This is a genomic window from Streptomyces sp. NPDC050549 (assembly GCF_040655035.1).
Taxonomy (GTDB): domain Bacteria; phylum Actinomycetota; class Actinomycetes; order Streptomycetales; family Streptomycetaceae; genus Streptomyces.
The window spans coordinates 143,964-158,018 of record NZ_JBFAJD010000008.1 but is presented as its reverse complement, the minus strand read 5'-3'; the positions used below and the strand labels follow the sequence as shown (position 1 = coordinate 158,018).

Here is a 14,055-nt window from a genome sequence, read left to right as displayed (position 1 = left end):
AAGGCCGTATCGGCGGACCTCAGTGGAAGAAGTGCCGCGTCCCCGTGAAGTACATCGTGACGCCGGCCTTCTTCGCGGCCTCGACCACCAGCTCGTCACGGACCGAACCGCCGGGCTGGACAACGGCCTTGACGCCGGCCTCGGTGAGGATCTCCAGCCCGTCCGGGAACGGGAAGAACGCGTCCGAGGCCGCGAAGGAACCCTGGGCACGCTCGGCGCCCGCCCGCTCGACCGCGAGCTTCGCCGAGTCCACGCGGTTGACCTGGCCCATGCCGACGCCGACCGAGGCACCGTCCTTGGCCAGCAGGATCGCGTTGGACTTCACCGCGCGGCAGGCCTTCCACGCGAAGGCGAGGTCGGCCAACTCCGGCTCGGACAGCGCCTCGCCCGTCGCCAGCGTCCAGTTGGCCGGGTCGTCGCCGTCGGCCTGGAGCCGGTCGGTGACCTGGAGCAGCGCCCCGCCGTCGATCGGCTTGAACTCGACCGGGTTCGACGGGCCGCCCGGGGCCTTCAGCACCCGGATGTTCTTCTTCTTGGCGAGGGCCTCCAGCGCGCCTTCCTCGTAGTCCGGCGCGACGATGACCTCGGTGAAGATCTCCGCGACCTGCTCGGCCAGCTCCTTGCTGACCGGCCGGTTGACGGCGATCACCCCGCCGAAGGCCGACAGCGGGTCACAGGCGTGCGCCTTGCGGTGCGCCTCGGCGACGTCCGAACCGACCGCGATACCACAGGGGTTGGCGTGCTTGATGATCGCGACACAGGGCTCGGCGTGGTCGTAGGCGGCCCGGCGCGCGGCATCCGTGTCCGTGTAGTTGTTGTACGACATCTCCTTGCCGTGCAGCTGCTCGGCCTTCGCGAGACCGCCGCCCGAGGCGTCGACGTAGAGCGCGGCCGGCTGGTGCGGGTTCTCGCCGTAGCGCAGGGTGTTCTCGCGCTCCCAGGTGCCGCCGAGGAAGTCGGGGAACTGCGACTCGTCGACCGGCGCGTACGAGGACGCGAACCAGCTCGCCACCGCCACGTCGTACGCGGCCGTGTGCTGGAAGGCCTCCGCGGCGAGCCGCTTGCGGGTGGTGAGGTCGAAGCCGCCCTCGGTGACGGCCTTGAGGACGTCGGCGTACCGCGCGGGGCTGGTGACGATCGCGACGGAGGGGTGGTTCTTGGCGGCGGCCCGGACCATGGAGGGACCGCCGATGTCGATCTGCTCGACGCACTCGTCGGGCGTGGCACCTGAGGCGACGGTCTCGCGGAACGGATAGAGGTTGCTGACCACCAGGTCGAACGGCTCCACACCGAGCTCTTCGAGCTGCTGCCGGTGGTCTTCGAGACGCAGGTCGGCGAGGATGCCGGCGTGCACCTTCGGGTGCAGGGTCTTGACCCGGCCGTCCAGGCACTCGGGGAAGCCGGTCAGCTCCTCGACCTTGGTGACAGGGACGCCGGCGGCGGCGATACGGGCGGCCGTGGAGCCCGTGGAGACGAGTTCGACGCCCGCCTCGTGCAGGCCGCGCGCCAGCTCCTCCAGGCCGGTCTTGTCGTAGACGCTGACGAGCGCCCGTCGGATGGCTCGCTTGTTGCTCTCGGCGGTCACTGGATAACTACCTTTCGTCCCTCGATGCGATAGCCGTTGCGGGCCAGCCGCCCCACGACATCGACGAGCAGCCTTCGCTCGACTTCCTTGATGCGCTCGTGCAGAGCGCTCTCGTCGTCCTCGTCCCGGATCTCGACCACGCCCTGAGCGATGATCGGTCCGGTGTCGACCCCGTCGTCGACGAAGTGGACGGTGCAGCCGGTGACCCGGGCGCCGTACGCGAGCGCGTCCCGTACGCCGTGGGCTCCCGGAAAACTGGGCAGCAGGGCAGGGTGCGTGTTCACGACCCGGCCGCCGAAACGGGCGAGGAACTCCTTGCCCACGATCTTCATGAACCCGGCCGACACGATCAGATCGGGCTCGTACGCCTCGGTCGCCGCCGTGAGCGCCGCGTCCCACTCCTCGCGGCTCGCGAAGTCCTTCACCCTGCACACGAAGGTGGGCAGCCCGGCGCGCTCGGCGCGGGCCAGGCCCTCGATGCCCTCGCGGTCCGCGCCCACGGCCACGATCTCGGCCCCGTAGGCCTCGTCGCCCTCGGTCGCGATGGCGTCGAGCAGCGCCTGCAGATTCGTACCGGAACCGGAGACCAGCACGACAAGGCGCTTGGCCACGGGCTTGGCGGCCACGGCGGGGCCCTTTCTCGGGGGAGCGGGGTGCGTGCGGCAGGCCCGTTCGTGCATTCATACGAATGCTTCGCGCCCCGGGATACGGGGAAGTCTACGAAGCGGCCGACCGTCAGCAACGATACCGGCACACCGGACAGCCCCCACGGGACGGGGGCGTGGCCGGAAGGTAGCGTCTGCGGAGAGCGTTCGGGAACGCGGTTGTCGTGCGACGCGTTCACGAAGTGACAGCTCATGTCGGAGAGACGTATTCAACAAGGGGAAGACGCTCACTTGATGCCGGACCGCAGTCTGCGACTCCTCACGTTCCCCCCGCAGTCGTTGCAGGGAGGGGAGCGCGGCACCGTGCTGCTCCGGGAGCGGCCCTCCGCGCCGCCCGACGCGCCCTCGGAGGGACAGAGCGGTGCGGGGCAGGACGACAACCCGTTCGCCCCGCCGCCCGAGGGCACCCCGGACCGGCCGTGGCAGCCGCGGCGCCCGGAGGGTGGCGACAGCGACGCCTCGAAGGGTGACGGCGGTCGTTCGCCGTGGGGCAGTCAGTGGAGCGACCGGCAGCCCGGGCGCTCCCAGGGCGGCTTCGGCGACCGGCCCGGCGGACAGGGCGGACCCAGCGGCGGCCCCGAGGGCCCGAGCGGCGGCGGCCCCGGCCAGGGCATGCGCTGGGACCCGACGGACCCGGCCCAGCGCCGCGCCCGCTACGCCCTGCTGAGCGGCATGTGGGCCTTCTTCTTCGCCCTCTTCAGCTGGCCGTACGTGGCCCTGCTGCTCGGCGCGCTGGCCATCTACTGGGGCGGCAGCGCGCTGCGCGCCAAGCCCCGCACCACCGACCCCGACACCCCGGCCCCGCCCGAGGCGCCGGGCCGCCCCCAGACGACGGCGGCGGTGAGCGGCCTGGTCACCGCGTCCCTGGCCATCGCGCTGGTCGCCGCGATGTTCATCGCGCAGCTGGCCTACAGCGACTTCTACACCTGCACGAACGACGCCCTCACGAACGAGGCGAAGCAGTCCTGCAACCAGCTGCTGCCGAAGGATCTGCGCGGCTTGCTGGGGACCGCCAACTGACCGACGACGCCGGTCAGTTCGGCTCGGGCTCGTCCGCGGGCCCGGGGTGTTCCGGTGGAGTCGACGCCTCCCTCAGGGCCGCCCAACGGGCCTCGCGGGAGGCGTCGTCGTACCAGGGGGTGGGCGAGGGCTCCGACGGGACGTCGACGGGCAGGAAGTCGTACGGGTCGAACGTCGGGTCGTGGTCGTAGGCGATGTACGGCTGGTCGACGGGAACCTGGACCGGTACCGGCTGCTCCGCCTTCGGCTTGCGGGTGAACCAGCTCCGGCCGACCGTGAACGGCATCCGGAACCGGCGGCCCGCCGGAGCATCCGCCGCCGCCTCTGCCTCCCCCTCCCGCGGCTTCCCGATCGCCGGCTTTCCGATCGCCGACTTCCCGATCGCCGGCTTCGGCGCCCCGGGTTCCCGCAGTCGCCACGCCCGCAGCCCCGTCGCGGTGGGCACCGCGACCACCGTGAGCCATCCCAGCGCCGCTCCCCCGGTCTGCCACCACACCGGTCCGAACCGCGCGAGCGCGGCGCCCCCGAGCGGACCGCCCGACAACTCCGCGAACAGTGCCAACGCCACGGCGCACAGGGCGGCGGCGAGCAGCGCGGTGGCGGCGGTACGACCCTGCGGCCAGGGTGTTGACGCCCGGGCGCCCGCCCCGCCCGCCCCCGGCAACTCGCCCCCGCCATCGCCCCGTTGGCCCACCGCGATCCGCGCCACGAACCACCCGACCATCACCCCGGAGGCCAGCGGCACCAGCCCCGCCAGCCAGTTCAGCGGGGTTCCGGGGCCCGCGTCCGGGACCGCCGCGAGGAGCGGGAACGGAGGGAGGAGAGGGGCCGGGGCCGAGGAGAGGGGGTCCACCGTGTGGTGGGTGCCGAGCGCGAAGCCGGGGCCGAGGGCGTAGGCCGCCGACCAGACCGCCGCGTTCGGGATCAGCGCGAGGCAGAGCAACAGGACGGCGAACCGGCCCGACAGAGCCTCCGTCAGCCGCAGGAACGACGTCTGCGCCGCACCGCCGTGCCACACCAGGGACGCCGTGAGCAGCAGCGCACCGCCCCCGACGAACACCGCCGTGCCGATACCGGCGGCGCGCGCGGCGGTGCCGATCCGGGCCCGGGACTCACGGGCCTCCGGACCCAGGACGAGCCGCCGCAGCCCGGCCGGCAACAGGACCAGCACGCTCAACACGGGTTCACGCGGGCGCCTGTACGCCGTCCACACGCCGGAGCCGGCCGCGCCCGCCGCGAGCAGCGGGAGGAACACCGCCGTCCAACTCCAGGAGGGGGAGAGTTCGCCGCCGGACGCGTAGAGCGCGGCGGCGGTGCCGACGGCGAGATAGCCGAGGGCGACGCCGGTCCAGGCGGTGCGGGCCGGGACCGGCGGGATGTCGGTGTCGGTCTCGTCGGCTCCCCCGCCCAGTACCGCGTCCCGGGCCGCCCGGTGCAGCAGCCAGACCGGCAGGACGAGGAGGAGCAGAGGGGTCACGCCGACGGGGGCGGGGATTCCGGAGAGGGTGTCGGTGCGGACCAGTTCGACGCCGTGCGCGAGGAGCCAGAGCGCGGCGGCGATGTGCAGGGCGCCACCGGGTCCGCTGTCCGGGTACGGCGAGCTGATCCAGAGCACCATCACGAGCACGGCGAACGAACCGAGTCCGAGCCCCGCCGCGACCGCACCACCCAAGAGGCTGGCGGCCAGTCCGGGGGATCGGTCGCGCATCCGGGTGAGGAGGGGCGACAACGACGGTCGGCGGTGGGTCATCGGCATCACGACCGCCATGCTCCCAACGACACGCGCTTTCTCGTCGTAACAGGCGAACCTCCGAAGTGTCGCCCAATATACATTTATGTACTTTTTCGTACGAAGGGGCATTCGGTGACGCAGACCCCTGCAACCCCGCTCCCGCCGCCCAAGGAACGCCGACGGCTGCGCGAGGCCGTGTCCCTGACGCAGGCTCAGCTCGCCACGCGGGTCGGCGTCAGCCGCGCGACGGTGCGCGCGTGGGAGACCGGCCGCACCACACCGCGCGGCCGGAAACGGGAGGCGTACGCGAAATTGCTCAACGACCTGGCCGAGAAAACCCCCGCAACGGAAGAGGCGGAGATCGAGGTGGAGGCAGTGGTGGAAACCGTCGCGGCGGCGGTGCCGGAGGCTCAACCGGAGCCGCGGCACGCCGACATCGTCGTGGTCGAGATCCCCGTACCGCACACCGATCCGGCACCCGCCCCCCTGACTCCCGCTCAGGCCTTCGACGCGCTCTACGCGTTCTGCGCGCCCTCCCTCGTGCGGCAGACCTATCTGCTGACCGGGCGGCGCGAGTTGGCGCGGGAATCCGTCGAGCGTGCCTTCCAGACCGCGTGGCAGCGCTGGCCCGAGGTGGCGGTCGACCGCGACCCGGCCGGCTGGGTGCGCTCGGTCGCCTACGAGTACGCGCTCTCCCCCTGGCACCGCTTCCGCCCCAGATACCGCCACCCGGAACCCCCACCCCCGGCCCCCGCCGACCGCGCCCTGCTCACCGCGCTCCTCAAACTCCCGCCGTCGTACCGCCGCACGCTTCTCCTCTACGACGGTGTCGGGCTCGGTCTCGCGGAACTGGCGGCGGAGACGGAGGCGAGCACGCCGGCCGCGGCCAACCGGCTGCTGCACGCGCGCGAGGCGATCGCCGCGCGGCTCCCCCAGCTGTCGGACCCGGCCGAGCTGCACCGGCGGCTGGCCGAACTCGCCTCCACGGGGCGGCTGCACGCGGCCAAACCGCCCACGGTGCGGTTCGTCGGCGAACGCCGGACCCAGTTCTGGACCCGGTCGGCAATCGCGTTCACCGTCGCGATCATCGGCGCGACGACGCTCACCGTGCGAACGGCACCGACGCACTACGAGCCGCCGGTGCCGTTGGGGCAGCGGGTGGAGGGGGTGCCGCCGAGGGTTGTGCAGGGGGCGTTGTCCGAGGGGGAGGTGGCTCTACGGGACCGGTTGCGGACCGGTCTGACGAGCGGGCCGGAGAGGTTGGCACCGGTGAGCAGGTAGTTCGTCGACTGCGGGCCGGTGGGGGCTGGTCGCACCGATGGGCCCGCTCCGACCCACGGAGCGAGCCCATCGACGTTCAGCCGGGTACCGGTCAGCCGGCGAGGATCTCCCGCGCCAGCTTCGCCGTCTCGGTCGGCGTCTTGCCGACCTTGACGCCGGCGGCCTCAAGGGCCTCCTTCTTCGCGGCGGCCGTGCCGGAGGAGCCGGAGACGATGGCGCCTGCGTGGCCCATCGTCTTGCCCTCGGGCGCGGTGAAGCCGGCGACGTAACCGACGACCGGCTTCGTGACGTTCTTCGCGATGAAGTCCGCCGCACGCTCCTCCGCGTCGCCACCGATCTCACCGATCATCACGATCAGGTCGGTGTCGGGGTCGGCCTCGAACGCGGCGAGCGCGTCGATGTGGGTGGTGCCGATGACGGGGTCGCCACCGATGCCCACAGCCGACGAGAAGCCGATGTCACGCAGCTCGTACATCATCTGGTACGTCAGCGTGCCGGACTTCGAGACCAGGCCGATACGGCCCGGCTTGCTGATGTCGCCCGGGATGATGCCGGCGTTCGACTGGCCCGGGGTGATGAGACCGGGGCAGTTCGGGCCGACGATCCGGGTCTTGTTGCCCTTGGCCACGGCGTACGCGTAGAACGCGGCGGTGTCGTGGACCGCGATGCCCTCGGTGATGACGACCGCGAGCGGGATCTCGGCGTCGATGGCCTCGACCACGGCGGCCTTGGAGAAGGCCGGCGGTACGAAGAGGACGGACACGTTCGCGCCCGTCTTCTCCATCGCCTCGGCGACCGTGCCGAAGACCGGGATCTCGGTGCCGTCGATGTCGACGGACGTGCCCGCCTTGCGCGGGTTGACGCCACCGACGATGTTCGTGCCGTCGGCCAGCATGAGCTTGGTGTGCTTCATGCCCGTAGCACCGGTCATGCCCTGGACGATGACCTTGCTGTCCTTGTTGAGGAAGATAGCCATGGCTGTTTAGTCCCTCGTCCCTTACTTCGCAGCCGCGAGCTCGGCGGCCTTGTCGGCCGCGCCGTCCATGGTGTCCACGCGCTCGATGAGCGGGTGGTTGGCGTCGGAGAGGATCTTGCGACCCAGCTCGGCGTTGTTGCCGTCGAGACGGACGACCAGCGGCTTGGTGACTTCCTCACCGCGGTCGGTGAGCAGCTGCAGCGCCTGCACGATGCCGTTGGCGACCTCGTCGCACGCGGTGATGCCGCCGAAGACGTTGACGAACACGGACTTGACGTCCGGGTCGCCGAGGATGATCTCCAGGCCGTTCGCCATCACGGCCGCGGACGCGCCGCCGCCGATGTCGAGGAAGTTGGCAGGCTTCACGCCGCCGTGCGCCTCACCGGCGTACGCGACGACGTCCAGGGTGCTCATGACGAGACCCGCGCCGTTGCCGATGATGCCGACCTCGCCGTCGAGCTTGACGTAGTTGAGGTTCTTGGCCTTGGCGGCCGCCTCGAGCGGGTTGGCGGCGGCGTGGTCGACCAGCGCCTCGTGCTCCGGCTGACGGAACTCGGCGTTCTCGTCCAGCGAGACCTTGCCGTCGAGGGCGATGACGCGGCCGTCGGCGACCTTGGCGAGGGGGTTGACCTCGACGAGGAGGGCGTCCTCCTTGACGAAGGTGTCCCACAGCGTCACCAGGATCTCGGCGACCTGCTCGGCGACGTCGGCCGGGAACTTCGCCTGCGCGACGATCTCACGGGCCTTCTCGATGGAGACGCCTTCGTTGGCGTTGACCGGGACCTTCGCGAGGGCCTCGGGGTTCTCCTCCGCGACGACCTCGATCTCCACGCCGCCCTGGACGGACGCCATGGCGAGGAAGGTGCGGTTGGTGCGGTCGAGGAGGTACGAGACGTAGTACTCCTCGACGATCTCGGGCGCGGTCTCGGCGATCATCACCTTGTGGACCGTGTGGCCCTTGATGTCCATGCCGAGGATGTCCGTCGCACGCGCGACGGCCTCGTCCGGGGTGGCGGCGAGCTTCACGCCACCTGCCTTGCCACGGCCGCCGACCTTCACCTGGGCCTTGACGACGGACTTGCCACCGAGCCGCTCGGTGGCTGCGCGGGCCGCCTCAGGCGTGTCGATGACTTCACCGGCCAGCACCGGTACATCGTGCTTGGCGAAGAGGTCCCTCGCCTGATACTCGAACAGGTCCACGCGCTTCCGTCCTCAGTGATCTCGCGGTTCGTTGGATGCGTGGGCGTGCCGCGAAGGGCAACGTGACGTCCGCTGTCACAAGGGAGGCGCACACGGTGACCGAGCGCGCGGCATGTCCGTCTCGCAGGTTATCGCTGCTTGCAGGGGGCCCCTAAATCGAGGGTCACACCTGAGCGGTGATACCTGTCACATGATGCCGGATTCCGTGACACGGAGTGCCGCGGACGGGGCTTACGGGCGGGTTGTCGGGCGGGGTCCCCGCCGGGTTGGGGCTGGCCCGGCGGGGACCCCATACCGCGAGACGCATCCCGGACAGACCGACGGCATTCGGCCGTCCGGGGTCACTGCCTCGCGGAGTCTGTTACTCCCAGCGCGGGACAGTTACTCCCAGTGCCGGACGGTCCGGGTGCGGACGACGTGTGCGGTCCGTGCGGCCCGTGCGGCCCGTGCGCCCTGGATGGCCGCGGCGGCCCTGACCCGGGACCCTCGCGGGACGGAGACCACGGCATCGACGAGACGTCGTCGGGCTTCCGCCGGGGTGATGTCGGTGCTCGTGCTCATGTTGTTGCTCATGGGTGCGTCGGTTCCTCAGGCGTTCCAGAAAGGGAGACATGGCGACTGTCCGGGCAGACCAACTGCCCGGAGGGCCTGCCTAGCCCGGGAAAACGGGAACGTCCCGGTACCTGTCCCGGGCCTCCGCCACGCCCGCGCCGTCGGCGACACCGCGCACGAACCGCACGGCCACCCCGTTGCCCGACGTCACGGCCTGCGCGTCACAGTGCCGCGGGCCACCGCCGTCCACAGCCTGCTGATCGCGCGGGGCGCCGCCCGGGTCACCGTTGGGTGCCTGATGCGCCGGGGCGTGTCTGACGGCCGGCGCACGGCGCACGGCCGCATGCCCCACGGCGCCGACCTCATCGGCGGCGACGCGCGGCCCGTACGTCACGCCTGTGCCTGCCGCCGCCTTGGCGGACCTCACATCCGAACGATGCCCATCACCCGAAGACTGCGGGGCCGACCGGACGGGCGTGGGCACCGCCACCGGCGCCGTGTGCGCCGGTGGCTCCTGGACCGGAAGCACGGGCTGACTCGGCACTACGGGGGCCGAGGGCAGCGTGGGCAGCGAGGGCAACGAAGGCGCATCGGCCAACACCGCGGCCAGCGTCTTCGCCACCACGTCGCTCACGGGCCGCACGACCCGCTCCACGGTGTCGGAGACCGGAGCCAGAACCGGAGCGACAACAGGCACCCGAATCGGAGCCGGCACCGGCGCGACAACAGGCACCTGAACCGGAACCGGCTTCACCACCGAGGCCGGCGGAGCCACCGCCTGAATCCCCGGCTGCTGCGCCGGCACCCCGTCCGCCGCCTGCGCCCGCCCTCCGCACACGAGGCTGAGCACGAACAACCCGCCTGCCAGCAAAGCCAGTTGGAGCACACGCCGTCCAACCGCCGTACGCGTCACGCGCAGGGCGGCACCGGACAGTGCGGCGGGCCAGATCATGAGGCGACGATCCTCGCACGGTCCGCCCGAGGACGCGCAACCCCCCTGCCCCCCAAGGCAGTTCGTCAGGCCGTGTCGGGTATCGGCAACGGCCGCTTCTCGATCGCCGCCGCCATCGCCTCCGGGAACAGGTCGGGCGTGCAGGCGAAGGCAGGCGCCCCCAACGCGGCCAGCGCGGCGGCGTGTTCGCGGTCGTACGCCGGCGCCCCCTCGTCGGACAGCGCGAGCAGCGTCACGAACTGCACGCCCGACGCCTTCATCGCCGCGACCCGCTTGAGCATCTCGTTCCGTATCCCCCCTTCGTAGAGGTCGCTGATCAGCACGACCACCGTCTCCGCGGGCCGGGTGATCTGCGACTGGCAGTACGCGAGCGCCCTGTTGATGTCCGTACCGCCGCCGAGCTGTGTCCCGAAGAGCACGTCCACCGGGTCGTCGAGCTGGTCGGTGAGATCGACGACCGCCGTGTCGAAGACGACGAGCCGGGTGTCGATCGACCGCATGGACGCCAGCACCGCCCCGAACACGGAGGCGTAGACGACGGACGCGGCCATCGAACCGGACTGGTCGATGCAGAGGACGACCTCCTTCTTCACCGACTGGGACGCCCGCCCGTATCCGATCAGCCGCTCCGGCACGATCGTCCGGTACTCCGGCAGGTAGTGCTTGAGGTTGGCCGCGATCGTGCGGTTCCAGTCGATGTCGTGGTGGCGCGGCCGGTTGATACGGGCGCTGCGGTCGAGGGCGCCGGTGAGGGTGGCCCGGGTACGGGTGGCGAGCCGCTTCTCCAGGTCCTCGACGACCTTGCGCACCACCGCCCGTGCCGTCTCCTTCGTGGTCTCCGGCATCGCCTTGTTGAGGGAGAGCAGCGTGCCGACCAGGTGCACGTCGGCCTCCACCGCTTCCAGCATCTCCGGTTCGAGCAGCAGCGCGGAGAGACCGAGCCGGTCGATGGCGTCGCGCTGCATGACCTGGACGACCGAGGAGGGGAAGTACGTCCGAATGTCCCCGAGCCAGCGGGCGACGGACGGCGCCGACGCCCCGAGCCCCGCCGAACGGTCCTTCCCCGCCCGCCCCTTGTCCCCCCTGCCGTACAGCGCGGCCAGCGCCCCGTCCATCGCGGCGTCCTGCCCGGACAACGCGCACCCGGTGCCATCGGCCGCGTCACCCCCGAGCACCAGCCGCCATCGCCGCAAGCGCTCCTGCCCCGGGTCCGGATCCGCGACTCCGCCGGCGTCGCCCGCCCCGGCCACCCCGTTCGCCGTCGTCGCCGTCGTCCCCGTCGCGCCGGTCGCGCCGGTCGCCGTCATCCGCGCACCCCCGCACGCAGCCCTTCCCACAAGGGCACGACCCGCACGGCAGGCACCGGACGATCCTCAGTCCTACGCCCGGCACCCGCCGACTGAGCCCTCTCCCCCGGCCTCCTCGTGCCCTGCCTACCGCTGCTCGCCGTCATCCCGCCACCCCCACAAGCTCGTTGTCGCCGTTCCCCACCAAGTCGTCCAGCCCCAGCATCAGCCGCAGCACCGGCACCACCGCATCCGCCCGCCCGGCATCCAGCTCCGCGCCGAACCCGGATATCCCGACCGCCGTCGCCACCGCCCCCGTCTGCTTCCCGGGCCCGCGCCGCACCAGTTCGCCGAGCGTTCTGCGCACCCCCGACTCGTACGCCGAGAACGTGCGCCGCAGCAACGGCAGTACGTCCGTGAACGCCTCCGCCGACACCCCGGTCAGCCATGCGTCCACCAGCCCGAGCAGCCGCTCGTCGTGCACGAGGAGCAGCCCGCCCCCGCCGCCGACGAAGCCCTCGATCCACGCCGCCGCGTCCGCCGGCGGTGTCCCGGGCGAGAGCACCAGCCCCATCAGCCGGGCCGCCTCGTCCGGCCCCAACTCCCCGCCGTCCAGCAGGAGTCGTACGGCACGTCCCCGGATGACGCCCGGCACGGTGTCCCGCGCGGAGAGCGTCCGAAGCACCGCGCGCCAGCGACGGCGCAGGTCCCCGTGACCGAGGGCGGGGGCATCGGCGCGCCCGGCCACGGAGGCGTCGCGCCGCTCCGCTCCGGATGCCTCGCCGGACGCAGGACCGGATCCCTCGCCGTCGCCCGGCGCTGAGGCGTCGCCGTGCCCGGGTCCGGCTGCACCCCCGTGCCCCGGCTCGGACGCATCGCCGCTCCCGGCCTCCGGGGCCTTCCCCCGCTCGGCCCCGAGAGCTGCGTCGCGCCCAGCCCCGCCGACATCCCCCAGCAGTGCCACCGCCCCGTGCACCGCGTCCACATGGCGTCGCATCTCCTCGGCCGCGTCCGCGTCGAGGGCCGTGCAGGCCGGGGGCAGGCCGACGAAGATCCGCTCGGCGAGGCCAGCGGCGACCTCGGTCAGCGCGCCGGTGTCGGTGCCGCGCACATCGCCGTAGCGCAGCGACCGGACCAGGGCGGGCAGCGCCTGGGCGAGGTGGCCGACGTCGGTGTCGAGGGCGGCGCGGTCGGCGAGGACCCGCATCACCACGGGGAGCGCGTCCGGGAGTTCGGCCAGCAGGCAGTGCTCGGCGAGGGCGGTGACGTCGGCGAGGCTCTGTGCCCCGACGGCGTCCGCCTCCGCCTTGGCGTTCGCCGCCGCCGACACCGTGGTGCCCCAGACGCCCGCCTCGGCGACCCGCACCGCCAACTCCGGTTCCCAGCGCAGCCGCCACGTCTCCCGGAACGTCCCCGTGCTCCCCCGCGAGGCGACCGGCACGCCCCACTCGACACCCAGCAGCCGCAGCCGGTGCAGCAGCCTGCTGCGCGCGGCGTCGGTCTCCTTGCGCAGGTCGAGCTCCAACTCCCGCTCCAGCGCCTCCGGTTTGAACCGCAGCCTGCGCTGCTGCCGGTCGAGGTCGCGCTGCAACGGCACGGCGGGGGCGCCCGGCGGCACCTCGCCCAGCACATCCCCGACGACGAGCCGGTCACGCACCAGGGACAGCGGGACGTCCGAGCCCTCGCACATCACCGCACGCACCGCGTCGGTGGTCTCGCCGAGCCCCGGCAACGGCCGGCCGCGCATCACCGCGAGCGTCTCCGCCAGCCGTACCGCCTCGATGACATGGGCCGGGGAGACGATCCGGTCCTCCTCCCGCAGCAGCCCCGCGACCTTGGTCATCCACCGCTCGACCGGCCGGTCCGGCGCGGCGAAGAGATGGCCGTACCAGCCCGGCGAGTCGATGCCCGCGCCGTATCCGCCGGCCCGGGACAGCCTGCGGTGCGTCCACGGCACCCAGGTCAGCTCGGCCTTGACCTTGGGCAGCCCCTTCAACAGTGCGCGGTCCGCCGCGACGGTGGTCCGCTGCCGCAGCGCGGGCACATGCCAGGCCCCGCACACCACGGCCACGTCGTCCTCGAACTCCCGCTGCGCCGCGCGCACTTGGAGCCGCATGTACGCCTCGCGCACGAGATCCCGGTGGTGACCGCCGGCCCCGTACGTCTCGCGCAGCGCGCCCATGGCCTCCTCCAGCGCGGTGAACGGCGCGAACGGGTCCTGCTCCCCCACACCCCGGTGCTCGACGACGTCCTCCCACCAGCGCTCGGGGTCGTCGTACCCCGCGGTCTCGGCGAGCACGGCGAGGGGATCGACGCGGATGTCCGGGCCGGGGGGCGTGTCGGGGGCGGGCGGGTCCGGCTGCCGCTCCTCGCCCGTGGGTTCGTCCTCGGCGTCCGGGGTGTCCTTCCCCTCCCTCCCCCACGCCAGCGTGTGCGCGGCCGGAAGGTCGATGAAGCGGGCCGGTACCTCGTGCTCCAGAGCCCAGCGGATCGCGACCCATTCCGGGGAGAACTCGGCCAGCGGCCAGAAGGCCGAGCGGCCCGGCTCGTCCACGGCGTGGGCGAGGAGCGCGACCGGCGGTCGCATCTCCTCCTCGGCGGCCAGCGGAATCAGCGCGTCGGCCTCGGGCGGCCCCTCGATCAGTACGACCCGCGGCCGGGCCGCCGCCAGCGCCGCCCGCACGGCCCGCGCCGAACCGGGCCCGTGGTGCCGCACCCCGAGCAGCAGCGGTCCGGCGCCCGGACCACCGACCATCTCAGTACCCTTCACTTCGTCCCCCTCGACTCCGGGTCGGACTCCCGGCGG

11 protein-coding genes are annotated in these 14,055 nt (G+C 72.4%); 2 read left to right on the top strand and 9 right to left on the bottom strand.

Features of this window, described 5'->3' with window-relative positions:
* Positions 1–19: 19 nt before the first annotated feature.
* Together purH and purN are read right to left on the bottom strand one after the other, a co-directional pair.
* On the bottom strand, positions 20–1,585 hold the full coding sequence (purH, locus tag AB0I51_RS14700) for a bifunctional phosphoribosylaminoimidazolecarboxamide formyltransferase/IMP cyclohydrolase (protein ID WP_362974937.1): 1,566 nt from the start codon (positions 1,583–1,585) through the stop codon (positions 20–22).
* Complete coding sequence (purN, locus tag AB0I51_RS14695) at positions 1,582–2,211, bottom strand: phosphoribosylglycinamide formyltransferase (protein WP_362974935.1); 630 nt, start codon at positions 2,209–2,211, stop codon at positions 1,582–1,584. Before purN ends, purH begins: the two co-directional genes overlap by 4 nt.
* Before the next feature lie 273 nt (positions 2,212–2,484).
* On the opposite strand from purN, the gene AB0I51_RS14690 reads away from it, so the two are divergent.
* Positions 2,485–3,270: a hypothetical protein gene (locus tag AB0I51_RS14690; RefSeq protein WP_362974933.1), complete on the top strand. Its 786-nt coding sequence runs from the start codon at positions 2,485–2,487 to the stop codon at positions 3,268–3,270.
* A 13-nt stretch (positions 3,271–3,283) separates the two neighbouring features.
* Here AB0I51_RS14690 and AB0I51_RS14685 read toward each other — a convergent pair whose 3' ends face one another.
* Complete coding sequence (locus AB0I51_RS14685) at positions 3,284–5,038, bottom strand: DUF6350 family protein (protein ID WP_362974931.1); 1,755 nt, start codon at positions 5,036–5,038, stop codon at positions 3,284–3,286.
* A gap of 96 nt (positions 5,039–5,134) precedes the next feature.
* Here AB0I51_RS14685 and AB0I51_RS14680 point away from each other — a divergent pair, with 96 nt between their 5' ends.
* The gene (locus AB0I51_RS14680) at positions 5,135–6,283 is read left to right on the top strand and encodes a helix-turn-helix domain-containing protein (RefSeq protein ID WP_362974929.1); all 1,149 of its coding nucleotides are present in this window, start codon (positions 5,135–5,137) and stop codon (positions 6,281–6,283) included.
* A gap of 91 nt (positions 6,284–6,374) precedes the next feature.
* Here the strand turns inward: AB0I51_RS14680 and sucD are convergent, their stop codons facing one another.
* The 6 genes from sucD to AB0I51_RS14650 all read right to left on the bottom strand — a co-directional run bounded on the left by sucD (position 6,375) and on the right by AB0I51_RS14650 (position 14,004).
* The gene (gene sucD / locus AB0I51_RS14675; protein WP_362974927.1) at positions 6,375–7,259 is read right to left on the bottom strand and encodes a succinate--CoA ligase subunit alpha; all 885 of its coding nucleotides are present in this window, start codon (positions 7,257–7,259) and stop codon (positions 6,375–6,377) included.
* Between the two features lie 21 nt (positions 7,260–7,280).
* Positions 7,281–8,459, bottom strand: coding sequence for an ADP-forming succinate--CoA ligase subunit beta (sucC, locus tag AB0I51_RS14670; RefSeq protein WP_362974925.1), 1,179 nt, complete (start codon positions 8,457–8,459; stop codon positions 7,281–7,283).
* 381 nt (positions 8,460–8,840) lie between these two features.
* Positions 8,841–9,032, bottom strand: coding sequence for a hypothetical protein (locus AB0I51_RS14665; RefSeq protein ID WP_362974923.1), 192 nt, complete (start codon positions 9,030–9,032; stop codon positions 8,841–8,843).
* A 79-nt stretch (positions 9,033–9,111) separates the two neighbouring features.
* Entirely contained in the window at positions 9,112–9,963 is an 852-nt protein-coding gene (locus AB0I51_RS14660; protein WP_362974921.1) for a hypothetical protein, read from the bottom strand.
* A gap of 65 nt (positions 9,964–10,028) precedes the next feature.
* Positions 10,029–11,270, bottom strand: a complete 1,242-nt coding sequence (locus AB0I51_RS14655) for a VWA domain-containing protein (RefSeq protein ID WP_362974919.1) — start codon at positions 11,268–11,270, stop codon at positions 10,029–10,031.
* A 142-nt stretch (positions 11,271–11,412) separates the two neighbouring features.
* Positions 11,413–14,004 carry a DUF5682 family protein gene (locus AB0I51_RS14650; protein ID WP_362975161.1) on the bottom strand — a complete coding sequence of 864 codons (2,592 nt, stop codon included), beginning with the start codon at positions 14,002–14,004 and terminating at the stop codon, positions 11,413–11,415.
* Positions 14,005–14,055: the final 51 nt, after the last annotated feature.